The 19,720-nt window shown below is 67.2% G+C and carries 24 protein-coding genes; 9 read left to right on the top strand and 15 right to left on the bottom strand.

The features are described from left to right. Window positions 1-16: 16 nt before the first annotated feature. The 4 genes from ACSQ9I_RS20495 to ACSQ9I_RS20480 are packed head-to-tail and all read left to right on the top strand — an operon-like array spanning window position 17 to window position 3,138. Window positions 17-1,012, top strand: coding sequence for a 2Fe-2S iron-sulfur cluster-binding protein (locus ACSQ9I_RS20495; protein WP_093103280.1), 996 nt, complete (start codon window positions 17-19; stop codon window positions 1,010-1,012). Window positions 1,013-1,041: 29 nt separating this feature from the next. Next, complete coding sequence (locus tag ACSQ9I_RS20490) at window positions 1,042-2,304, top strand: aromatic ring-hydroxylating dioxygenase subunit alpha (protein WP_093103137.1); 1,263 nt, start codon at window positions 1,042-1,044, stop codon at window positions 2,302-2,304. 2 nt (window positions 2,305-2,306) lie between these two features. Further along, window positions 2,307-2,780, top strand: coding sequence for an aromatic-ring-hydroxylating dioxygenase subunit beta (locus ACSQ9I_RS20485; RefSeq protein ID WP_093103138.1), 474 nt, complete (start codon window positions 2,307-2,309; stop codon window positions 2,778-2,780). Window positions 2,781-2,802: 22 nt separating this feature from the next. Then, window positions 2,803-3,138 (top strand): non-heme iron oxygenase ferredoxin subunit, encoded by a 336-nt coding sequence (locus ACSQ9I_RS20480; protein WP_436304746.1) that lies wholly within the window; start codon window positions 2,803-2,805, stop codon window positions 3,136-3,138. 22 nt (window positions 3,139-3,160) lie between these two features. Here ACSQ9I_RS20480 and ACSQ9I_RS20475 read toward each other — a convergent pair whose 3' ends face one another. From ACSQ9I_RS20475 to ACSQ9I_RS20450, 6 genes are read right to left on the bottom strand one after another with little or no spacing between them, the layout of a single operon-like run. After that, a complete protein-coding gene (locus tag ACSQ9I_RS20475; RefSeq protein WP_436314262.1) occupies window positions 3,161-3,655 on the bottom strand; it encodes a dihydrofolate reductase in 495 nt (164 codons plus the stop codon). 3 nt (window positions 3,656-3,658) lie between these two features. Continuing rightward, on the bottom strand, window positions 3,659-4,489 hold the full coding sequence (locus ACSQ9I_RS20470) for a thymidylate synthase (protein ID WP_093103143.1): 831 nt from the start codon (window positions 4,487-4,489) through the stop codon (window positions 3,659-3,661). 1 nt (window position 4,490) lies between these two features. Further along, window positions 4,491-4,805: a CcdB family protein gene (locus tag ACSQ9I_RS20465; protein ID WP_436314261.1), complete on the bottom strand. Its 315-nt coding sequence runs from the start codon at window positions 4,803-4,805 to the stop codon at window positions 4,491-4,493. Window position 4,806: 1 nt separating this feature from the next. Further along, window positions 4,807-5,094: a type II toxin-antitoxin system CcdA family antitoxin gene (locus ACSQ9I_RS20460; protein WP_436304744.1), complete on the bottom strand. Its 288-nt coding sequence runs from the start codon at window positions 5,092-5,094 to the stop codon at window positions 4,807-4,809. Between the two features lie 28 nt (window positions 5,095-5,122). Then, window positions 5,123-6,547, bottom strand: coding sequence for an FAD-binding oxidoreductase (locus tag ACSQ9I_RS20455; RefSeq protein ID WP_436314260.1), 1,425 nt, complete (start codon window positions 6,545-6,547; stop codon window positions 5,123-5,125). Continuing rightward, window positions 6,544-6,948: a DUF2069 domain-containing protein gene (locus ACSQ9I_RS20450; RefSeq protein WP_436314259.1), complete on the bottom strand. Its 405-nt coding sequence runs from the start codon at window positions 6,946-6,948 to the stop codon at window positions 6,544-6,546. Before ACSQ9I_RS20450 ends, ACSQ9I_RS20455 begins: the two co-directional genes overlap by 4 nt. A gap of 51 nt (window positions 6,949-6,999) precedes the next feature. Here ACSQ9I_RS20450 and ACSQ9I_RS20445 point away from each other — a divergent pair, with 51 nt between their 5' ends. Genes ACSQ9I_RS20445 through ACSQ9I_RS20435 form a run of 3 tightly spaced genes read left to right on the top strand, consistent with a single transcriptional unit; the run spans window position 7,000 to window position 9,305 of the window. Next, entirely contained in the window at window positions 7,000-8,217 is a 1,218-nt protein-coding gene (locus ACSQ9I_RS20445) for a YihY family inner membrane protein (RefSeq protein ID WP_093103151.1), read from the top strand. A gap of 37 nt (window positions 8,218-8,254) precedes the next feature. Next, window positions 8,255-8,638, top strand: a complete 384-nt coding sequence (locus ACSQ9I_RS20440) for a thioredoxin family protein (RefSeq protein ID WP_436314258.1) — start codon at window positions 8,255-8,257, stop codon at window positions 8,636-8,638. Between the two features lie 4 nt (window positions 8,639-8,642). Continuing rightward, entirely contained in the window at window positions 8,643-9,305 is a 663-nt protein-coding gene (locus tag ACSQ9I_RS20435; RefSeq protein WP_436314257.1) for an NAD(P)H-binding protein, read from the top strand. On the opposite strand, the gene ACSQ9I_RS20430 is transcribed toward ACSQ9I_RS20435, so the two are convergent. Both ACSQ9I_RS20430 and ACSQ9I_RS20425 read right to left on the bottom strand, forming a co-directional pair. Beyond that, window positions 9,289-10,101, bottom strand: coding sequence for an alpha/beta fold hydrolase (locus ACSQ9I_RS20430; RefSeq protein ID WP_436314256.1), 813 nt, complete (start codon window positions 10,099-10,101; stop codon window positions 9,289-9,291). The two genes, ACSQ9I_RS20435 and ACSQ9I_RS20430, sit on opposite strands and share 17 nt — an antisense overlap. Beyond that, window positions 10,101-11,411: an O-acetylhomoserine aminocarboxypropyltransferase gene (locus ACSQ9I_RS20425; protein WP_436314255.1), complete on the bottom strand. Its 1,311-nt coding sequence runs from the start codon at window positions 11,409-11,411 to the stop codon at window positions 10,101-10,103. The genes ACSQ9I_RS20430 and ACSQ9I_RS20425 overlap by 1 nt, the downstream gene beginning before the upstream one ends. A 138-nt stretch (window positions 11,412-11,549) precedes the next feature. On the opposite strand from ACSQ9I_RS20425, the gene ACSQ9I_RS20420 reads away from it, so the two are divergent. After that, the gene (locus tag ACSQ9I_RS20420; protein ID WP_093103159.1) at window positions 11,550-11,999 is read left to right on the top strand and encodes a CBS domain-containing protein; all 450 of its coding nucleotides are present in this window, start codon (window positions 11,550-11,552) and stop codon (window positions 11,997-11,999) included. A 4-nt stretch (window positions 12,000-12,003) separates the two neighbouring features. Here the strand turns inward: ACSQ9I_RS20420 and ACSQ9I_RS20415 are convergent, their stop codons facing one another. Genes ACSQ9I_RS20415 through ACSQ9I_RS20405 form a run of 3 tightly spaced genes read right to left on the bottom strand, consistent with a single transcriptional unit; the run spans window position 12,004 to window position 15,324 of the window. After that, window positions 12,004-12,987, bottom strand: coding sequence for a Bug family tripartite tricarboxylate transporter substrate binding protein (locus ACSQ9I_RS20415; RefSeq protein WP_436314254.1), 984 nt, complete (start codon window positions 12,985-12,987; stop codon window positions 12,004-12,006). A gap of 2 nt (window positions 12,988-12,989) precedes the next feature. Then, entirely contained in the window at window positions 12,990-14,072 is a 1,083-nt protein-coding gene (locus ACSQ9I_RS20410) for an adenosine deaminase family protein (RefSeq protein WP_436314253.1), read from the bottom strand. A 34-nt stretch (window positions 14,073-14,106) separates the two neighbouring features. Beyond that, window positions 14,107-15,324 (bottom strand): polyhydroxyalkanoate depolymerase, encoded by a 1,218-nt coding sequence (locus ACSQ9I_RS20405; RefSeq protein WP_436314252.1) that lies wholly within the window; start codon window positions 15,322-15,324, stop codon window positions 14,107-14,109. Between the two features lie 122 nt (window positions 15,325-15,446). On the opposite strand from ACSQ9I_RS20405, the gene ACSQ9I_RS20400 reads away from it, so the two are divergent. Beyond that, window positions 15,447-16,109, top strand: coding sequence for a glutathione S-transferase (locus ACSQ9I_RS20400; RefSeq protein WP_436314251.1), 663 nt, complete (start codon window positions 15,447-15,449; stop codon window positions 16,107-16,109). A gap of 6 nt (window positions 16,110-16,115) precedes the next feature. On the opposite strand, the gene ACSQ9I_RS20395 is transcribed toward ACSQ9I_RS20400, so the two are convergent. The 4 genes from ACSQ9I_RS20395 to ACSQ9I_RS20380 form a co-directional block, all read right to left on the bottom strand. Further along, window positions 16,116-17,135, bottom strand: coding sequence for an SRPBCC family protein (locus ACSQ9I_RS20395; RefSeq protein ID WP_436314250.1), 1,020 nt, complete (start codon window positions 17,133-17,135; stop codon window positions 16,116-16,118). After that, window positions 17,132-18,070 carry an SAM-dependent methyltransferase gene (locus tag ACSQ9I_RS20390; protein ID WP_436314249.1) on the bottom strand — a complete coding sequence of 313 codons (939 nt, stop codon included), beginning with the start codon at window positions 18,068-18,070 and terminating at the stop codon, window positions 17,132-17,134. Before ACSQ9I_RS20390 ends, ACSQ9I_RS20395 begins: the two co-directional genes overlap by 4 nt. A gap of 22 nt (window positions 18,071-18,092) precedes the next feature. Beyond that, window positions 18,093-19,004, bottom strand: coding sequence for an NAD-dependent epimerase/dehydratase family protein (locus tag ACSQ9I_RS20385; RefSeq protein ID WP_436314248.1), 912 nt, complete (start codon window positions 19,002-19,004; stop codon window positions 18,093-18,095). 68 nt (window positions 19,005-19,072) lie between these two features. Further along, window positions 19,073-19,651, bottom strand: coding sequence for a GbsR/MarR family transcriptional regulator (locus ACSQ9I_RS20380; protein WP_436314247.1), 579 nt, complete (start codon window positions 19,649-19,651; stop codon window positions 19,073-19,075). Between the last annotated feature and the right edge of the window lie 69 nt (window positions 19,652-19,720).

Genomic DNA, 19,720 nt, shown 5'->3' with positions numbered 1-19,720 from the left:
GCCGATGATCGGCGCCATGGAACTGCATATCCGCCCCTTCGCACGCACCATCGAGGTCCGCCCGGGCGCGAACCTGCTGGAGGTGCTGCGCGAGCACCAGGTGCCGGTCTCCTACAGTTGCATGGCCGGGCGCTGCGGCACCTGCCGCTGCAAGGTGGTCGAAGGGCGGGTGCTGGACGCAGGGCAGGGGCAGGACGCGATGCGGCCCGAGGGCCTGCGCGAAAGCCATGTGCTGGCCTGCCAGAGCACACTGACCGAGAACTGCACCATCGAGATTCCCGAGCCTGACGAAGTGGTCGTGCACCCGGCGCGCATCGTCAAGGCCACTATTGCGGAGATCGAGACGCTCACGCACGACATCCGCCGGCTGCGCCTGAAGCCGGCCAAGCCCTTGTCGTTCTCGCCGGGCCAGTACGCCCAGCTGCAGTTCGCGCCCGAGCATGTGCGGCCTTATTCGATGGCCCGGCTCAGCGGCGACGCGGAGCTGGAGTTCCACGTGCGGCGCGTGCCCGGCGGCCGCGTGACCGACTATGTGTTCGAGCAACTGAAGCCCGGCGACGCGGTCCGTGTCAGCGGCCCGATGGGCGCCGCCTACCTTCGCACGCGGCACACCGGCCCGATCCTGTGCGCGGCCGGCGGCACGGGGCTGGCGCCCGTGCTCGCCATCGTGCGCGGCGCCATCGAGGCCGGCATGCCCAACCCGATCCACCTCTATTTCGGCGTGCGATCGGACGCTGACGTCTACGGCCTCGAAGAATTGCGCGAGCTCCAGGCGCTGCATGCGGGACTCAAGGTGCACGTGGTCGGCGTGTCGGGCGCGATGCGCCCGGGCTCGCGCCAGGGGCTGATCACCGACGCCATCCGGTCCGACTGGCCCGGCGGCTTCGAGGGCTGGCGCGCCTACCTCTGCGGCTCGCCCCCGATGGTGGAGGCGGTCACGCTGCTGCTCAAGGACCGCGGCCTGGCCGCAGAGAAGATCCATGCCGATGCCTTCTACATGCAGGGCACCTGAGACAGAGAAAGCAAGAAAAGGAGACTCCCATGACCACCCCCCAATCCATCGTATTCCCCGAGAAGATCCACTGGGAATCGGAGAAGACCAGCCGCATTCCCTTCATGGCCTACATCGGCGAGGACCAGCACAAGAAGGAGCTGGAGCGCTTCTTCTACAACAAGCACTGGTGCTACGTCGGCCTGGAAGCCGAGATCCCCAACGCCGGCGACTTCAAGCGCACCGCGATCGGCGAGCGCTCGGTGATCATGGTGCGCGATGCCGAAGGCGGCATCAACGTGGTGGAGAACGTCTGCGCCCATCGCGGCATGCGCTTCTGCCGCGAGCGGCAGGGCAATCGCAAGGAATTCGTCTGTCCCTACCACCAGTGGAACTACACACTCAAGGGCGACCTGCAGGGCGTGCCCTTCCGGCGCGGCGTCAAGCAGGACGGCAAGGTCAACGGCGGCATGCCGGCCGACTTCAAGCCTGAAGAGAACAGCCTCAACAAGCTCAAGGTGGCCACGCGCGGCGGCGTGGTGTTCGCCTCCTTCGACCACGAAGTGGAGTCGCTGGAAGACTTCATGGGGCCGGCCATCCTGCATTACTTCGACCGCCTGTTCGACGGCCGCAAGCTCAAGATCCTCGGCTACAACCGCCAGCGCATTCCGGGCAACTGGAAGCTGATGCAGGAGAACATCAAGGACCCGTACCACCCGGGCTTGCTGCACACCTGGTTCGTCACCTTCGGCCTCTGGCGCGCGGACAACAAGTCCGAACTCAAGATGGATGCGCACGGCCGCCACGCCGCGATGATCTCGACGCGCGGCAGCGCGGGCAAGGCCGCGCAGGTCACGCAGGTGTCCAGCTTCAAGGAGAGCATGCAACTCAAGGACCCGCGCTTCCTCGACATCGTGCCCGAGCCCTGGTGGGGCGGCCCTACCGCGGTGATGACCACGCTGTTCCCGAGCGTGATCCTGCAGCAGCAAGTGAACAGCGTGTCGACGCGCCACATCCAGCCGGTGGGCCACGATGCCTTCGATTTCGTCTGGACGCACTTCGGCTTCGAGGACGACAGCGAGGAGATGCAGCAGCGGCGCCTGCGCCAGGCCAACCTGTTCGGGCCGGCCGGTTTTGTCTCGGCCGACGACGGCGAGGTCATCGAGTTCTCGCAGCAGGGCTTCGAGCAGAAGCCTTATCACCGCACGCTGGCCGAGCTCGGCGGGCGCGAGGTGGAAGACACCGATCACATGGTGACCGAGACGTTGATCCGCGGCATGTACAAGTACTGGCGCAAGGTGATGGAGGCATGACCATGGCGCCGCATGACTACTTCGAGCTGAGCCAACTCTACGCCGACTACGCACGTGCCGTTGACTCGGGCAACTGGGATTTGTGGCCCGCCTTCTTCATCGACGAGTGCAGCTATCGCCTGCAGCCGCGCGAGAACCACGAGCGCGGCCTGCCGCTCGCCACCTTGTCCTTCGAGAGCAAAGGCATGCTGGAAGACCGCGTCTACGGCATTCGCGAGACGCTGTTTCACGACCCCTACTACCAGCGCCATGTAGTAGGCCTGCCGCTGGTGCATGGCGTCGACGAGGACGGCACGATCCGCAGCGAAGCCAACTACGCCGTGTTCCGCACCAAGCTCAGCGAACTCTCCACCGTCTTCAATGTGGGCCGCTACATCGACACGGTCGTGCGGCGGCCCGAAGGCCTGAAGTTCGCTTCACGCCTCGTCGTCTACGACAGCGAAATGATCCCGAACTCCATCATCTATCCGATCTGAGACGAGGCCCACGAGGATGAACATGAGCACTACTTCCTGGATCGACGCCGCCGCCGTCGACGAACTGCCGGCCGACGACGTGTTGGGCATCGAGGTCGAGGGCCGCGACCTCGCGCTCTACAGCGTGGACGGCGAGGTCTTCGCGACGAGCAACACCTGCACGCACGGCCAGGCCCGCCTGTGCGACGGCTTTCTCGAAGGCCACGAGATTGAGTGCCCCTTGCACCAGGGCAAATTCGACGTGCGCACCGGCAAGGCGATGTGCGCGCCGCTCACCGAGGACCTGCGCAGCTATCCGGTGAAGATCGAGGCCGGGCGCGTGTACGTCGCGCTCGCCGAGATCGAATGGGCGCCGTGATGTGCGGAGCGGTTGCCGGCCTTCAGGGCCGTTCGAGCGTGACGAAGGCGTAGGGCAGGCCGTTGGCCGCGATGTGCGACTCGCGTGCGGTCTCGCGCCAGGACACGTCGAAACGCGGCGCCCAGGCGTCGCCTTCGTAGTCGCGCCCGATCTCGGTCACGAGGGCGCGCCGCGCCAGCGGCTCGGCCTCGGCATAGATCTGTGCGCCGCCGATCACCCAGACCTCGGGCAACTGCTCGTCTTCGCAGCGGATCAAGGCCTCGCGCAGGCTGCCGGCACGCTCTGCGCCGTCGCTCTGCCAATCCGCCTGGCGCGTGATCACGATGTTGCGGCGGCCCGGCAGCGGGCGGAAGCGCGGCGGCAGCGAGTCCCAGGTCTTGCGGCCCATGATCACCGGCGCGCCGGCGGTCTGTTGCTTGAAGTGCGCCATGTCCTCGGGCAGATGCCAGGGCATCACGCCGTCGCGGCCGATCACGCCGTTGGCGGCGCGTGCGAGGATCAGGTTGATGCGCGTCATGGTTCAGACGGCCACGGGCGCCTTGATGGCCGGGTGATGCTGATAGTCGACGACCTCGAAGTCCTCGTATTCGTAGTCGAAGATCGAGGCCGGCTTGCGCTTGATGACCAGCGTCGGGTAGGGGTAGGGCGTGCGGCTCAGTTGCAGCGCCACCTGCTCGGCGTGGTTGCTGTAGATATGGCAGTCGCCGCCGGTCCAGACGAAATCGCCCACGTCCAGATCGCATTGCTGCGCGATCATGTGCGTGAGCAGCGCGTAGCTCGCGATGTTGAAGGGCACGCCGAGAAAGATGTCGGCGCTGCGCTGATAGAGCTGGCACGAGAGGCGGCCCCGTCCTGAGCCTGTCGAAGGAGCCACATAGAACTGGAAGAAGGCATGGCAGGGCATCAGCGCCATCTTCGAGAGCTCGGCCACGTTCCATGCGCTCACGATGATGCGGCGCGAATCCGGGTTGGTCTTGAGCGTGTCGATCACCTGCTGGATCTGGTCGATGTGGCCGCCGTCCGGGGTCGGCCAGCTGCGCCACTGAACGCCGTAGACCGGACCCAGGTCGCCGTCCTCGCGCGCCCATTCGTCCCAGATGGTGACGCCGCGCTCCTTCAACCAGTTGTTGTTGCTGGAGCCGGTCAGGAACCACAGCAGCTCCTGGATGATGGACTTGAGATGCACCTTCTTCGTGGTGACCAGCGGAAAGCCTTCGTTCAGGTCGAAGCGCATCTGGTGGCCGAACACGCTCTTGGTGCCGGTGCCCGTGCGGTCGCTCTTGTGCACGCCGGTCATGTCGACGTGGCGCATGAAGTCTTCGTATTGGGAGCGGATGGGGCGGGTGGTCATGTCAGTAGCCTGCAAACAGGGTATCCAGGGCGTCTTGGATTTCGAGTTGTCTATCGGCGAGGTTGGCGACGGGGCGGCGCAGATCGCTGATCGGCACGGCGCCGATCGAAGCCGTGTCCATGATCACCGCCTTGCCTGCCACCTCGAGCTCCGGATTCAGGTTCCGGACGCGGGTGGTGAACCTGCCGCGTATATAGAGAGGCACCACCACGCGTGTTTCGAGGACATCCAGAAAGCCGTTCTGAACGTCGAGCATGAATGGAATTGTCGTGCGGTCTGCGGGATCGGGATTGGCGTAGACGTCGAAGCGAGCCATCTCAGCCTTTTTTGCCATCGCCGAGGCTGCGTGCAAAACTGCGGTACTTGGCCAATGGCAGACCCTCCTTCGCAATCCGCGCGTTGTAGGCCTCCATGGCTTCCTTGTTCTCCGCAGCCCACTTTTCCCAATAGCGGCGTTTGACTTCTTCGGCAAGCAAACCGTCCACCGTCTGCGAGACGTTCATACCCAACTCGCGCGCCATCTCGAGAACCTTGCTATTGAGCGACAGGTTGGTGGCTTTCTTGGGCGCGTTGTCGAAGCGAAGCATGGGGTTTTCCTTGCTCATGGAGTATGCGCATATTTTACGCGCACGCTTACTCTGCGCGAATCACCCGACCCGGATTCAGGATGTTCTGCGGGTCCAGCCCGCGCTTGATGGCGCGCATCATCTCGAGCGCCACCGGCGACTTGTGCTTTTCGAGCTTGTCGACCTTGAGCGAGCCGACGCCGTGCTCGGCCGAGAAGGAGCCGTCGAACTTCTCGACCGCGTCGTAGACCAGCGTGTTGATGCGCTCTTCGTGCTCGCGCAGGAAGGCGCCGTTGTCGCCGCCGGCGGGCGCCTGCACGTTGTAGTGCAGGTTGCCGTCGCCGAGGTGGCCGAAGTTCACCAGCCGTACGCCCGGCACCTCGCGTTCCAGCAGCGCGTCGGTCTCGGCCACGAAGGCCGGGATGCGCGACACCGGAATCGAGATGTCGTGCTTGATGTTGAGCCCTTCCTCGGCTTGCGCCAGCGGAATGCTTTCGCGGATGTGCCAGAGCTGGTGTGCCTGCGTGAGGTTCTCGGCCACCACCGCGTCGCTGACGCAGCCGGCCTCGAAGGCGGTTTCGAGCAGTGCCTCGAAGCGGCCACGGGCATGGTCTTCGGATTCGTTGTCGGAGTTCTCGAGCAGCACGCAGTAGGGCGCCGCCTCATCGTCGATGAAGGGCACGCGCAACTGCGGCATGTGCTTGTCGACCAGGCTCAGCGCAAACTTGCCCATGACCTCGAAGCCCGTGAGCCCCGGGCCCAGGCGTTTGTGCGCCAGGCCCAGCAGCGTCACCGCATGTTCGAGTGAAGGCACGGCCGCCCAGGCGGTGAGCCGCGCGGCCGGCAGCGGGTAGAGCTTCAGGGTGGCGGCGGTGATGATGCCCAACGTGCCTTCGCTGCCGATCATCAGGTCGCGCAGGTCATAGCCGGTGTTGTCCTTGCGCAGGCCACTGGTGCCTTCCCAGATGCCGCCCTGCGGCGTGACGACCTCGAGCCCCAGGCACAGCTCGCGCGCATTGCCGTAACGCAGCACCTGCGTGCCACCCGCATTGGTCGCCAGGTTGCCGCCGATGGTGCAGCTGCCTTCGGCCGCCAGGCTCAGCGGGAACAGGAAGCCGGCCCTTTCGGCGGCTTCCTGCAGGGTCTGCAGCACGCAGCCGGCATCCACCGTCATCGTGAGGTTGGCGGCGTCGATGCCGCGGATCGCGTTCATGCGCTGCAGGCTCAACAGCACCTGGGTGCCGCTCTCGTCCGGGATCGAGCCGACCGCAAGCCCGGTGTTGCCGCCCTGCGGCACGATCGTCGTGCCGGCGGCCGCGCAGGCCTTGACCACCTCGGCCACCTGCTGCGTGCTGGCTGGCCGCACCACGGCCAAAGACTTGCCGCGCGAGCGCTTGCGCCAGTCCTGCTCGTAGGCGCTGAGGTCGCCCTCGGTCAGCACATGGGCGGCACCGACGATGGTGCGCAGCTTGTCGATCAACGATGCGCTCATGGCGCGGCTCCTTCCAGATTGCGGGCCCGCGCCGCGTGGCGCAGGCGAAGACGAACATGCCAGGCGCAGGCGGCGAAGAGCGCCAGGCACAGCGCCACCTCGATCAGCGCAAGCACCTGGCTCGTGCCGTCGGCGTCGCTCCAGGCGCGCACCACGCCTTCGGTGAAATAGAGCCAGACCATGAGGCTGACCCAGCGGTAGGTGTACATCCGGTTCTTGACCAGGCCCGCGAGCGGCACCACGAGCGGCAGCACCTTGAGCGCCAGCCAGGAGCCGCCCGGGCGAAGCGGCGCCAGCCACATTTCCCAGGCCAGGCCGAGCACGATCAGGCCGACCAGGCTGCCGACGGCGAGCCAGCGCGTGGCGGAAACGGAAGGAGGGGAGGCGTTGGGAGCGGTCACGGCAAGGGGAGATCGATCGGGCGGCGCCGGAGCGGCAGAAGACCCGATGGCATGATACCGGCCATGAATCGCCGGCAACTCTGGAGGGATCTTTCGCACTTTCCCTGGGGCAATACCGCCGCGGTGCTGGGCGAACGTTTTCGCGAGGACCGGCTGGGCCTCACGGCCAGCAGCCTGACCTTCACCACCACCATCGCGATGGTGCCTTTCTTCACCGTCGCGCTGGCGCTGTTCACGGTGTTCCCGATGTTCTCGGCCATGCAGGGCCGGGTGCAGCGCTGGCTGATCGAGAGCCTGATCCCGGACAACATCGCACGCCAGGTGCTGGGCTACCTCAACCAGTTCGCGAGCAAGGCCAGTGGCCTCGGTGTCGCCGGCCTGGTGCTGCTGCTGGTGACCGCCATCGCGCTGATCCTGACGATGGACAAGACGCTCAACAACATCTGGCGCGTGCGCACGCCTCGGCCCTTCGCGCAGCGGGTGCTGATCTACTGGGCCGCGATCACGCTCGGGCCGCTGGTGCTGGCCCTGAGCCTGAGCACCACGGCCTATGTCTTCTCGGTCTCGCGCGATGTGGTGGGCCGCGGCATGCTCAAGCTGGTGTTCGACACCTTCGAATTCGTGCTGCTCGCGGGCGGCATGGCCTCGCTCTACCACTACGTGCCCAACACCCACGTGAAATGGGTGCACGCCTGGGCCGGCGGCATCTTCGTGGCTGCCGCGATCGAGATCGCCAAGCGCGTCCTGGGCTACTACCTGAGCCTGGTGCCGACCTACTCGGTGCTCTACGGCGCCTTCGCCACCGTGCCGATCCTGCTGGTGTGGATCTATGTGGCCTGGGTCATCGTGCTGCTGGGCGCGGTGATCGCGGCCTACTTGCCCAGCCTGCTGACCGGCGTCGCGCGACGCGGCGGCACGGCCGGCTGGCCGCTCCAGCTTGCGGTGGAAACGCTGCAGCAGCTGGCGCGCGCGCAGACGTCGCCGGCCAAGGGGCTGGGCGCGGCCGAGCTGGTGGCGCGCATGAAGGTCGACGCCCTGCAGCTCGCGCCGGTGCTGGAAACGCTGGTCGCGCTCGACTGGATCGGGCCGCTGGCCGAGGAGCCGGCCAACGAGGATCCGCGCTACGTGCTGCTGGCCGACCCCCGCAGTACGCGGCTCGAACCCTTGCTCAAGGAATTGCTGATGCCGCAGGCGCCGGCCCTCGATAACCTGTGGCAGAAAGGTCCCTTGCGGACGTTGCTGCTGCAGGATGTGCTTCCCTATCGATAATGGCATCGCTTTCCGTTCCACCCTCATTCATTCGACCTTGAACGATTCCACAGTTCCCGCGAGGCTGGCCCTGGCCGACGATGCCCTGTGGGTGGTCTGCCTGTGCGCCGAATGGTGCGGCGCCTGCCGCGAGTACCGGCCGCTGTTCGAGCAGGTGGCGCGCGCGCATCCGCAGTTCCGCTTTGCCTGGGTCGACATCGAAGACCACGCCGACCTGGCCGACGACTTCGACGTCGAGACCTTCCCGACCATCCTGGTGGCGGGCGAGTCCGGCACCCGCTTCCTCGGCCCGCTGCTGCCGCATGCCGAAACGCTGGCGCGCATGCTCGGCGCGTTGCAGCCGGGGCAGGCGTCGTCCGCCGAGGTTTCAACCCTGCTCCGCGCACTGGCGCGCGAGCCCGATACCTTCTGCGTCGGCTAGCGCCATGAACGTCCTGCTCTTCGGCGCGACCGGCATGGTGGGCCAGGGCGTGTTGCGCGAATGCCTGCTCGACGCCGGCGTGTCGCGGGTGCTGAGCGTCGGGCGCAGCACGACCGGGCAGACCCATCCGAAGCTGCGCGAACTGATCGTGGCGGACCTCTTCGACTTGAGCGCCGTCCGGGAACAGCTCGCGGGCTTCGATGCCTGTTTCTTCTGCCTCGGCGTCTCGTCGGCGGGCATGAGCGAAGAGGCCTATCGGCACGTCACCTACGAGCTCACGCTGGCCGCCGCCAAGGTGCTGGTGCGGCTCAATCCGCAGATGACCTTCGTCTATGTGTCCGGCGCCGGCACCGACAGCAGCGAGCGCGGCTCCAGCATGTGGGCGCGCGTCAAGGGCGCGACCGAGAACGCGCTGATGCGCCTGCCTTTCAAGGCCGCCTACATGTTCCGCCCCGGCTTCATCCAGCCCTTGCACGGCGTGCGTTCCAAGGTGGCGCTCTACCGCTGGATCTACGTGCTGGCCAGCCCGATCTTCGGCCTGATCAAGCGTCTGGCGCCGCGCCACGTGACCACCAGCGAACAGGTGGGCCGCGCGATGCTGGTCGTCGCCCGGCGCGGCGCGCCCACGCCGCTGGTCGAAACCGCGGACATCAACGCGCTGCGCTGAGAAAGTCCCGCAGCGCGAACAGCACCTCGTCCGGCGCTTCCGACATCAGCTGGTGGCCGGCCCTGACGGTGAGCACCTGGGCCCGGGGCGCTTTCGCGCTCAGCGCACGGGTCGCGCGCGCCGGCGTCATCTGGTCCGCGTCGCCGAGCAGGAACAGGATCGGGCACTGCACGGCCGCGATCGCCGCTTCGCCGTTCGCATAATCGTTGCAGGCCTTGAAGCCGATGTGGAACACGTTGGCGTCGCGGTTGCTGGCCAGCACCCGCCGCATCAGCGCGCGCGAACCGCCGTAGAGCCAGGTGCCCGGGCCCAGCGAGGAGGGCGGCGGCGCCAGCAGCGAATGCGAAAAGGTGTTGACCATGTCGATCGCGCGCTGCGGATCGTTCAGTGCGCCGTCGAGCAGCGCGGGTGACACGGTCATCGGGTAGGCCGTGCCGACCAGCGCCAGGTGCGTGACCCGCTCCGGCGCGCGCGCAGCCGCTTCGAGCGCGATCAGCGAACCGAAGCTGTGGCCGACCAGAGCTGCCTTGTCGATGCCGGCCGCATCGAGCAGCGCGACGACGAATTGCGCCGCCTCCTCGACGCTCGCGGGCGGCGGGCCCTCGCTCCTGCAATGCCCGGGCAAGTCGATCGCCAGCACGTTCCAGCCGTGGTTGGCGAACCAGCGGCTTTGCAGGATCCACACGCTGTGGTCATTGAGCACGCCATGGATGAACACCACGCTGGGCTTCGCGGCATCGAAAGTCTTGCCGCCGGTGTAGCAGTAGCTGCGGTGACCGTTGACGAGCAGATCCATCACGCGCCTGCCATTTCTGCGGCCTTCAAGGCACGCTTGAGATCGTCGATCAGGTCGGCCGGGTCCTCGAGTCCGATCGACAGACGGATCGTGCCCTGCGAAATGCCTGCGCCGGCCAGCGCCTCGTCGGTCATGCGGAAATGCGTGGTACTCGCCGGATGGATCACCAGGCTGCGGCAGTCGCCCACGTTCGCGAGATGGCTGAAGAGCTTCAGCGCTTCGATGAACTTCTTGCCCTGCTCGCGGTTGCCCTTGAGGTCGAAGCTGAAGACCGCGCCGGCGCCCTTGGCGCCGTGGCGCAGCAGCTTGGCCGCCAGCGCATGGCTCGGATGCGTTTCGAGCAGCGGATGCCCCACGTGCGCCACGAAGGGATGCGCCGCCAGGAACTCGACCACCTTCTGCGTGTTGTCGATGTGGCGTTCCATGCGCAGCGGCAGGGTCTCGATGCCCTGCAGGATCAGCCAGGCCGTGTGCGGGCTCATCGAGGCGCCGAAGTCGCGCAGCCCCTCGCGCCGAGCGCGCAAGAGGAAGGCGCCGACCGTGCTTTCCTCGCTGAAGACCATGTTGTGGAAGCCGTCGTAGGCCTGCGTCAGCTCGGCGAACTTGCCCGAGCGTTCCCAGTCGAAACTGCCGCCGTCGACCACCACGCCGCCGATCACGGTGCCGTGGCCCGAGAGGAACTTGGTGGCCGAGTGGTAGATCAGGTCGGCGCCCCAGTCGAAGGGCTTGATCAGGTAGGGCGAGGTCAGCGTGGAATCGACCAGCAGCGGCACGCCGGCCGCGTGCGCGATCTCGCTCACCGCCGGGATGTCGAGCACGTCGAGGCCCGGATTGCCCACGGTCTCGCCGAACAGGAGCTTGGTCTCCGGCCGGATCGCGGCGCGCCAGCCGTCGAAGTCGCCCGGCTTCACGAAGGTGGTCTGGATGCCGAAGCGCCGCAGCGTGTAGTGCAAAAGGTTTTGCGAGCCGCCGTAGAGCGCGGTGCTCGCCACGATGTGTGAGCCTGCGCCCATCAGCGTCGCGATCGAGAGGTGCAGCGCGGCCTGGCCGCTGGCGGTCGCGATCGCACCGATGCCGCCTTCGAGCGCGGCCACGCGCTGCTCGAGCACCGCGTTGGTCGGGTTGCTGATGCGCGAGTAGACATGGCCCGCGCGTTCGAGGTTGAAGAGCGCGGCCGCATGGTCGCTCGACTCGAAGACGAAGGAGGTGGTGAGGTGGATCGGCACCGCGCGTGCGCCGGTGGCGGGGTCGGGTGCGGCGCCGGCGTGCAGTGCCAGCGTATCGAAGCCGGGGTCGGAATAGCCGGGCATGGGAGCCTTTCGATGGTCGTTTCTGCAATGCCCCGTGGCGCGCGCAATGCCTGCGACGCCGACATGGGCCTGTGGACGGGCGGTCATTGTGGGCTATATTCAAATCGGCACGCCGCCGAGCAAGTGAGGAGCACCACGATGAAAGTCAGCGACATCCTGCGCGTGAAGGGCAACACGCTCTACACCGTCACGCCCGACGAACCCCTGTCCGATGCGGTCAACACCATGGCCGACAAGGACATCGGCTCGCTGGTGGTCATGGAGCATGGCGACCTGGTGGGCATGCTCACCTTCCGCGAAGTCATCGTCGCCATCGTCGGCAACGGCGGCCAGGTCGGCGGCACGCTGGTGCGCAAGGCGATGGACGACCATCCCGTCACCTGCACCGCCGAAACCGACCTCGACGAAATCCGCCGCATCATGCTCGAGCGCCATGCGCGCTATATGCCGGTGATGGACAAGCGCATGCTGATGGGCGTGATCAGCTTCTACGACGTCGCCAAGGCCGTGGTCGACAGCCAGAACTTCGAGAACAAGATGCTCAAGGCCTACATCCGCGACTGGCCGGCGGAAGACGAGTCCTCGTAGACCCTCACTCCTTGATGTTCGCCGCCTGCACGATCTTTTGATTGCGCGCGTACTCGGCGTGTACGAACTTGCCGAGTTCTTCAGCCGAACCGCTGCCCGGTAGCGCGCCTTGCTCCGTCAGCTTGGTGCGCACCTCGGGGTCCTTCAACACCGCATTGAGCTCCTGGTTGAGGCGGGCGACGATCGCCGGCGGCGTGTTGGCCGGCGCGAAGATGCCGGTCCAGCTCAGCATCGAATAGCCCTTGAGCCCCGGCATCTCGTCGAAGGCCGGCACGTTGGGCAGCGCGTCGAGACGCTTGCTGCCGGTCACGCCCAGCGCCTTCAGGCGGCCGCCGTTCACATGCGGGATCGCGCTGGTGCTGACCAGCATGGCCAGGTCGATCTGGTTGCCGATCACGTCGGTGGCGATCTGCGCGCCGCCGCGATAGGGCACATGGGTCACGTAGATGCCGCTTCTTTCCTTGAGCAGCTCCATCGCGAGCTGCAGCACCGTGCCTACGCCCGAGGTCGCGTAGTTGTACTTGCCCGGCGCGGCCTTGGCGAGCTTGACGAAGTCGGTGTAGCTCTGCGCCGGCAGGCCCGGCCGCGCGACCAGCACCATCGGCGCGGTGTTGAGCATGCCGACCGGCGCCAGGTCCTTCAGCGGGTCGAACTTGAAGGCGGCGGGGTTGATGAGCTTGCCGATCGCGATCGCGCTGTCCGGCCCCGCCACCAGCGTGTAGCCGTCGGGCGCCGCGTTGGCGGCCTTGGCCACGCCGATGGCGCCGCCGGCGCCGGTTACGTTCTCGATCACGACCGACTGCTTGAGCCGTTCGCCTAGCTTGGTGGCGACCAGGCGCGCATTGAAGTCCACGCTGCCGCCGGCAGAGTAGGGAACGATCAGCGTGATTGGCTTGGCGGCGGGCCATGCGGCCGCTTGGGCGAATGCCGCGCCGGGCAGCGCGGCCAGGAGCATCGAGGCGAGGAGCAGGGGCTTGGGTCTAGGCATGGTCAGTCTTCGGAAGTGATCTGGTCTTGCGGGAGCTGTGCGCGCAGCGCATCGAATTCGGCGCTCCATTGCACGCGCCATTCGCGGCGCGTCGTGTCGTCGATCCACGCGCCGTCGAGCCCGTTGTGCATGAAGCCGCGCAGATCGTCGAGGCCGAAGCCGAAGTCGCGCACCATCATTCCCCAGGCTTGCGTGGGCGTGACCTTGTGCAGCGTGGGGTCGTCGGTGTTGGGATGGATGCGCAGGCCCAGGCCGGGCATGCGGCGGATCGGATGGTCCAGCGCCCAGCGCTCGGGCGCCAGCGTGCGCAGGTAGTAGGAGTTGGTCGGCACCACGGTGAAGAGCACGCCGCGCTCGGCGCACTCGCGTGCGAACTCGGGCTGGTCGACCACCGTGTAGCCGTGGTCGATGCGGTCGACCTGCAACACGTCGAGCGCGGTGCGCACGTTGGTCCACGGCATGCCGAACTCGCCCGCGTGCGCGGTCGTCTTGAGGCCGGCGCGCCGCGCGTCGCGGTAGGCCTGCTGGAAGAGCTCGGGTGGCCGGTCGACCTCGCGGTAGTCGATGCCGATACCGATCACCTCCTCGCAGAGGTTGGCCGTGACCCAGCCGACCATCTCGACAGCAGCCTCGGGGCTGGCCTCGCGGTCGATGGCCGCGATCAGCCGGCCGGTGATGCCGAACTCGTCTTTTGCGTCATGGATGGCGCGCACGATGGCCTCTTGCGCGCTGCGGTAGGCGATGCCGGAGTCGCGCACCGTGCCGGTCGGGTTCCAGAAGAACTCGGCGTAGCGCACGTTGTGGGCCGCCGCGTCCTCGAGGTATTCGAAGGTGAGCCGGTGCAGGTCGTCGGGCACGCGCACCAGCCGCGCATCGAGCGCGCGCAGCACGCGAAGCACGCCGACCGGCTTCTCGCCGCGCGTGTAGAAGCCTTCGATCTCTTCATCGGCCAGCGGCCGCCCGGCGCGGCGATTGAGCGCCGCGAAGCTGCCGTGCCGCACCGTGCCGAACAGGTGGCAATGCAGCTCGAGCTTCGGGATCGCATGCAGGAAGGCATCGAGCGGGGAGGCGGGCGCGGGCGTCATCCGGGCCAGTCTAGACCAGCACCAGCCAGTGGAGTCAGTGCACCTCGGCAGCCGTGTGGATCGCCTCGCGCACCCGCGGATAGATCTGCGCGTTCCACTTGCTGCCGCTGAAGACGCCGTAGTGCCCCACGCCCGCCTGCAGGTGGTGGGTCTTGAGGTAGGGGCGCACGCCGGTGCAGAGGTCTTGCGCCGCCACCGTCTGGCCGACCGCGCAGATGTCGTCGCGCTCGCCTTCGACGGTCAGCAGTGCGGTGCGGCGGATGGCAGCGGGGTTGACCTTGCGCTCTCCCACGGTGAGCACGCCGCGCGGCAGGTCGTAGGTCTGGAACACGCGCTCCACCGTCTCCAGGTAGAACTCGGCCGGCAGGTCGTTCACCGCCAGGTACTCGTCGTAGAAATCGCGGATGGTGGCGGCCTTGTCGATTTCTCCTTCGACCAGGTACTCGAAAAGCTTCTGGAACTGCTGCTTGTGGCGCTCCGGATTCATGCTCATGAAGGCGGTGAGCTGCAGGAAGCCGGGGTAGACGCGCCGCATCATGCCTGCATGCGGCCAGGGCACGCGGCTGATCAGGTTGCGTTCGAACCAGCCGATCGGGCGCTCGTTCGCAAGCTTGTTGACGGCCGTCGGGTTGATGCGGCAATCGACCGGCCCGGCCATCAAGGTGAGGCTGCGCGGCGTGGACGGGTTGTCGTCCTCGGCCATCAGCGCGGTGGCCGCCAGCGCCGCCACGCAGGGCTGGCAGACCGCAACCATGTGCACGCCGGGTCCGACGGCCTCGAGAAACTTGATGAGCTGCAGCGTGTAGTCGTCCAGGCCGAAGCCGCCATGCCAGAGCGGCACGTCGCGGGCGTTGTGCCAATCGGTCAAATAGACGTCGTGGTCCCGCAGCAGGGTGCGCACGGTTTCGCGCAGCAGGGTCGCGAAATGGCCCGAAAGTGGTGCGGCCAGCAGCACCGGCGGATGCACTGCCGTGGTGTTCTTGCGGAAGTGAAGCAAGGTGCCGAAGGGCGCGACCAGCGCAACCTCTTCATGCACGGCCACTTCTTCGCCGTCGACCGTCACGCTCTGGATGCCATAGGCCGGCCGCGTGTGGGTGAGCCGCATGCGCGAGTAGACCTCCATGGCGGCGGCGATGCGCCGCGCCGCGCTGCGCTCCGAATTCTGCTGCCACAGGGAACTGCCGAGGTACTGCGCCGCGAGCCGCGATGGCGAAAGCAGGTCGGCGCTGGTTTGGTAGGCCCTGTACAACATATATACCTCTCGCAGGCAATTTGCGGGCCAAGGCGCGCGCCGGGGTGGGTGCGACATGCACTGTTCTGGCACAGGCCTTGCACACGCTGCAGGGCCTATCCCGGCAGCCGAGGAGCGTCCCCATGGCGAGCAGCAAACCCGTTCTCACGATCAGCAGCAAGAACTACGGCGCATGGGCGCTGCGCGGCTGGCTGATGTGCCGGCTGGCGGGGCTGGACTTCGTCGAGAAGGTGATCCCGCCCGACGACCCGGCCATGAAGGCCGAGATGCTGCTGCTGTCGGCCTCGATGCTGGTGCCCTCGCTGCAGCACGGCAGCGTGGAGGTCTGGGACACGCTCGCGATCGGCGAATACCTGAACGAGATCAAGCCCAAGGCCGGGTTGCTGCCGGCCGACATCAAGGCCCGCGCCCACTGCCGCGCGATCTGCGGCGAGATGCATTCGGGCTTCGGCTCGATGCGCGGCGCCTTGCCGATGAACATCAAGGCCAGGTTTCCCAACTTCAAGATCTGGTCGCGCGCGCAGACCGACATCGATCGCATCGCCCTGATTTGGCGCGAGTGCCTCAAGGCCTACGACGGCCCCTTCCTGTTCGGCAAGGAGCCCAGCATGGCGGACGCGATGTACGCACCGGTGGTCACCCGCTTCATGACCTACGACGTCGCGCTCGACCGCGCCTGCGCCGCCTACTGCAAGCGGATCGTCGAACTGCCGGCCATGCAGGAGTGGATCGAGGCGGCCAAGCTGGAGCCCGAGGAGATCGACGAGCTCGACGCGGAGTTCTGAACAGGATCACGCGGAAGGCGCTTCGCTGCGCGCCTTGTAGAAGCGCAGGATGTGCTCGGAGAAATCACCCAGCAGGAAGTGCGCGACCCGGCCCGCATACCAGTTGAAGCGCGTGCTGACGCGCCAGGACACGTCGATGCGCAGCTCGGTGCCGCCATCGCGCGGCGAGAGCGTATAGGCCGAATCGCGCAGGTCGAAATAGTGGCCGCCGATCACCACGTGGTCGTCGAGCGCGCCGGCGGGAAAGGAGTCGGGCGTGAAGCGGTAGCGCCACTTCACGCGCCGCGACGGTTCCCATTCGGTGATGAGCTCGTCGAAGTGCACGTCCTTCTGCCAGCGCACCTTGCGTACCCGGCCTTCGGGGCTTTCCTCGGTTCGTCCTTCCATGGGCATCGGCACGCCGATCCGGTAGGCCCAGGCATCGCCGACTTCGTCCGGCCGGATGTCGCGTGCATCGTTGAGCGATTGCCAGACCCGCTCGGCCGGCGCTGCGATGAAGATCGTGCGCGAGGTGCTCGAGAGCTGCTGGGGATCGGGCAGCGAGGGCTCGATCGCGCCGAGCAGCAGTGGCAAGGCCGCGATGCCGTAGAGCGTCGGCCGCGGCCAGTCGGTGACGCGGCAGACCACGCCCATCATCAGGCCGCCCAGGCTGCCCATGAGCGCGAACAGCGGCACGATGACGATGGCGCAGATCAGGCCCTCGATGTAGATCATCAACGTGCCGCCCACGAACAGCGCCGTGGCGCACCACGGCGCCCAGAGGTAGTACCAGAAGCTGCGCCGGCGGCTGCGCTCGGCGAGATAGACCGTGACCGCGCCGCAGAGCACCGGTGCCAGGTAGATGAAGCTGCCGAGCATGGCCGAGTAGCGTTGGCCCGGCGAGCCGCTGAAGGCCAGGCGCATGACCAGGGCCGCGGCCGCGCCCCCGAACAGCGGCAGGAGCCAATGGAAGGGCAGCTCGACCGCCGGCGGTGCGGCGACGTGGTGAGTGCTTCGCTGGTGCGCCGGATCTGGCTCCTCGCTCATGCGCGGCCCGCCTCGCTCGCGTCGCGCCCGGCGGTCACCATGCAGTAGTCGAAGTCGCGCCAGAACAGGCCCAGCGCGAGGGCGCAATAGCTGGCGACGATGTGCTTGCGGCGCCAGGGCGAGAGGCGGCCGCGCGCCTTCCAGAGCTCGGCCAGCGTGAAGCGCGTGGCGAGCACAGGAATGTGCAGCGCGCTCGGTGCCACGCGCCAGCGCAGCGACTTCACTTCGACTTGCGCGAAGCCGTGGCTCTGGAGCGTTGCGGCGAAGTCGTCGCGCGTGGCCAGCGTGGGCACGGCCCAGCTGTCGGCCCAGAGCCGGTGCAGCCAGCCGGCGATGCGGCCGGGCTGGCGGCGCAGCAGGAAACCGTCGATCACCACCAGCCGCGCGCCGGGCTTGAGCAGGCGCGCGGCTTCGGCGACGAAGTCGGCCTTGGTGGCGCCGCTCGCATAGCAGGCGCTCTCGACCGCCCAGGCGCCGTCGGCCTGCGCGGTGGGCAGCCCGGTGCGGGTGTAGTCGGCCTCGACGTGCGCTACGCGGTCGGCCACGCCGGCGCCGGCATCGAGCCGGGCCGCGATCGTGTTCTGCACCGCCACGTTGGTCACGGTCACCGCATAGAGCTTGGGGTGCTCCATGGCCAGCGTGCGCGCGGTGGCGCCGGCACCGCAACCGAGGTCGACCACGCAGGCCGGCCGTGCGGCGTCGAGCTGCAGCGCGCGGCCCACGGCGCGGTTCATCTCGACCAGCATGCCCTCGCGCCGCAACGGATTCAGGCCTGCGCGCCAGAAGCCGAAATGCATGTTGTAGCCCGGGCTCCACGCGCGGTAGTCATCGGCGACCTCGGTGAAGTAGTCCTGCGTGTCGCTCGGCGTCACGGGGGCATGCGAGGGCGCGGCAGGTGCCGGCAGCGCGATGCGTTGCGGGAGGGTGTCGCTCATGAAGTGCTTTCCTGAAGTTGATTCACAAGGTGTCGGCGAAATCGCGCAGGTCGCGCGGCTCGGTGCCCAGCCAGCCGCGCAGCGGCGCATTGCTCGCGACGTTGTCGAGCTCGAGCATCACGCGGGTGTCGGTGCACCACGGCACGCCGGGTACGAAGTCGCCGGCGCGCGAACTCAGCACGCCCACCCATGCGGGCAGGCGCAGCACGCGGGCCGGCTTCGGCGCACCGCCGCGCCGCGCGCTGCGCAAGGTGGCGATCAGCTCGGCCAGCGTCATCGCGCGTGCCCCGCCGAACTCCACCACGCCGAGGGAGGGCGAGGCCGGGTCGGCCAGCACCGCCACGGCACGTGCGAGATCCTCGACATAGACCGGCTGCAACTTGGCAGCGAGCGCGGGGGCGGGCATCGCCAGCACAGGCAGTGCGGCCAGCGTGTGGAACAGCTTGGTCGCATCGCCGCCCTGGCCGAGCACGACCGAGGGCCGCAGCGCGATCCACGAGGGGCCGCCGGCGGGCAGGGCTTGCAGTACAGCTTCGGCGGCGCGCTTGGTGCGCGCGTACTGGGTCGGGTTGTCTTTGTCGTTGCGGCCGATGCCCAGCGCCGAGATCTGGACGATGCGGCGCACGCCGGCCTGCGCGCAGGCTTGGAAGAGCGCGGCCGGCGTGTCGGTGTGCACCGCCTTCATCGGCCGGCGCGCGCTGTCGCGCAGCACGCCGACGGCGTTGATCACCGTGTCGAAGCCCCGCAAGCGCGGCAGCCAGGTCGCGGCATCGGTGTCGCGCGAGTAGTCGATCGGCAGGTGGGGCAGGTCGGTGCGCAGGCGCGTTGCGCTGCCGCAGGTCACCTGGTGTCCCGCCTTCAGCACCGCGGCGGCGATGCGGCTGCCGATGAAACCGTTGGCACCGCAGACGAGGATGTTCGATGAAGTGGTCATGGCGCTACTCCGGGTCTGAGTTCTTCTCGATGCTTCAGTCAAAACAGAAATAAAAACTCAAAAAAATGTTAGAGCATGGGCAGGCTGGCATGGTGCGCGTCAGGATCGTCCTTGCCGCGGTTCGCATCGCCGCGCACGAACTTCTGCACGCTCGCGCCCAGCGTCAGCACCTTGTCGAGGGTGCCGGGCGACAGCCGCAGCATCTCGTCGGCCCAGGTGCCCAGCTTGGCCATGAGTTCCATGGTGGAGCGGATGCGGTCCTGCGCGTCGGCCGGCTCCTTGCCGAAGTCGGGGCTGGCGATGATCTCGCGCAGCACCCGCACGGTGGGGTCGAACTCGCGCTCCTTGCGCTCGCGCACCACGGTGCGGAACAGCTCCCACACGTCGACGCTGGTCTCGAAGTAGTCGCGACGGTCGCCCAGCACGTGGGTCACGCGCACCAGGTTCCAGGCCTGCAGTTCCTTCAAGCTGTTGCTCACGTTGGAGCGGGCCACGTTGAGCGTTTCGGAAAGCTCCTCGGCATGCAGCGGCCTGCCATGGGCGAAGAGCAGGGCGTGGATCTGCGACACGGTGCGATTGACACCCCACAGGGAGCCCATCTCGCCCCAGTGAAGCACGAATTTGCGTTGGATTTCGGTCAGTTGCATGGTGTGGCCTTGCAATCGAGTTTATGGTTTTCGAAATTTCTGTCAATAAAGAAATGAAAGTCTAATGCG

The sequence above is a fragment of the Variovorax sp. LjRoot84 genome, assembly GCF_964254305.1.
GTDB lineage: Bacteria > Pseudomonadota > Gammaproteobacteria > Burkholderiales > Burkholderiaceae_C > Variovorax.
This window is presented reverse-complemented; position numbering and strand designations above follow the sequence as displayed.

Excerpts from the sequence above, each read along its gene's own strand:
- ACSQ9I_RS20425 (WP_436314255.1), bottom strand. The coding sequence starts at position 11,411 with ATGCCCGGCTATTCCGACCCCGGCTTCGATACGCTGGCACTGCACGCC.
- ACSQ9I_RS20400 (WP_436314251.1), top strand. The coding sequence starts at position 15,447 with ATGGCGAGCAGCAAACCCGTTCTCACGATCAGCAGCAAGAACTACGGC.
- ACSQ9I_RS20395 (WP_436314250.1), bottom strand. The coding sequence starts at position 17,135 with ATGAGCGAGGAGCCAGATCCGGCGCACCAGCGAAGCACTCACCACGTC.
- ACSQ9I_RS20485 (WP_093103138.1), top strand. The coding sequence starts at position 2,307 with ATGGCGCCGCATGACTACTTCGAGCTGAGCCAACTCTACGCCGACTAC.
- ACSQ9I_RS20460 (WP_436304744.1), bottom strand. The coding sequence starts at position 5,094 with ATGAGCAAGGAAAACCCCATGCTTCGCTTCGACAACGCGCCCAAGAAA.
- ACSQ9I_RS20385 (WP_436314248.1), bottom strand. The coding sequence starts at position 19,004 with ATGACCACTTCATCGAACATCCTCGTCTGCGGTGCCAACGGTTTCATC.
- ACSQ9I_RS20475 (WP_436314262.1), bottom strand. The coding sequence starts at position 3,655 with ATGACGCGCATCAACCTGATCCTCGCACGCGCCGCCAACGGCGTGATC.
- ACSQ9I_RS20390 (WP_436314249.1), bottom strand. The coding sequence starts at position 18,070 with ATGAGCGACACCCTCCCGCAACGCATCGCGCTGCCGGCACCTGCCGCG.
- ACSQ9I_RS20420 (WP_093103159.1), top strand. The coding sequence starts at position 11,550 with ATGAAAGTCAGCGACATCCTGCGCGTGAAGGGCAACACGCTCTACACC.
- ACSQ9I_RS20495 (WP_093103280.1), top strand. The coding sequence starts at position 17 with ATGGAACTGCATATCCGCCCCTTCGCACGCACCATCGAGGTCCGCCCG.
- ACSQ9I_RS20430 (WP_436314256.1), bottom strand. The coding sequence starts at position 10,101 with ATGGATCTGCTCGTCAACGGTCACCGCAGCTACTGCTACACCGGCGGC.
- ACSQ9I_RS20465 (WP_436314261.1), bottom strand. The coding sequence starts at position 4,805 with ATGGCTCGCTTCGACGTCTACGCCAATCCCGATCCCGCAGACCGCACG.
- ACSQ9I_RS20380 (WP_436314247.1), bottom strand. The coding sequence starts at position 19,651 with ATGCAACTGACCGAAATCCAACGCAAATTCGTGCTTCACTGGGGCGAG.
- ACSQ9I_RS20490 (WP_093103137.1), top strand. The coding sequence starts at position 1,042 with ATGACCACCCCCCAATCCATCGTATTCCCCGAGAAGATCCACTGGGAA.
- ACSQ9I_RS20405 (WP_436314252.1), bottom strand. The coding sequence starts at position 15,324 with ATGTTGTACAGGGCCTACCAAACCAGCGCCGACCTGCTTTCGCCATCG.
- ACSQ9I_RS20480 (WP_436304746.1), top strand. The coding sequence starts at position 2,803 with ATGAGCACTACTTCCTGGATCGACGCCGCCGCCGTCGACGAACTGCCG.
- ACSQ9I_RS20415 (WP_436314254.1), bottom strand. The coding sequence starts at position 12,987 with ATGCCTAGACCCAAGCCCCTGCTCCTCGCCTCGATGCTCCTGGCCGCG.
- ACSQ9I_RS20455 (WP_436314260.1), bottom strand. The coding sequence starts at position 6,547 with ATGAGCGCATCGTTGATCGACAAGCTGCGCACCATCGTCGGTGCCGCC.
- ACSQ9I_RS20445 (WP_093103151.1), top strand. The coding sequence starts at position 7,000 with ATGATACCGGCCATGAATCGCCGGCAACTCTGGAGGGATCTTTCGCAC.
- ACSQ9I_RS20470 (WP_093103143.1), bottom strand. The coding sequence starts at position 4,489 with ATGACCACCCGCCCCATCCGCTCCCAATACGAAGACTTCATGCGCCAC.
- ACSQ9I_RS20435 (WP_436314257.1), top strand. The coding sequence starts at position 8,643 with ATGAACGTCCTGCTCTTCGGCGCGACCGGCATGGTGGGCCAGGGCGTG.
- ACSQ9I_RS20410 (WP_436314253.1), bottom strand. The coding sequence starts at position 14,072 with ATGACGCCCGCGCCCGCCTCCCCGCTCGATGCCTTCCTGCATGCGATC.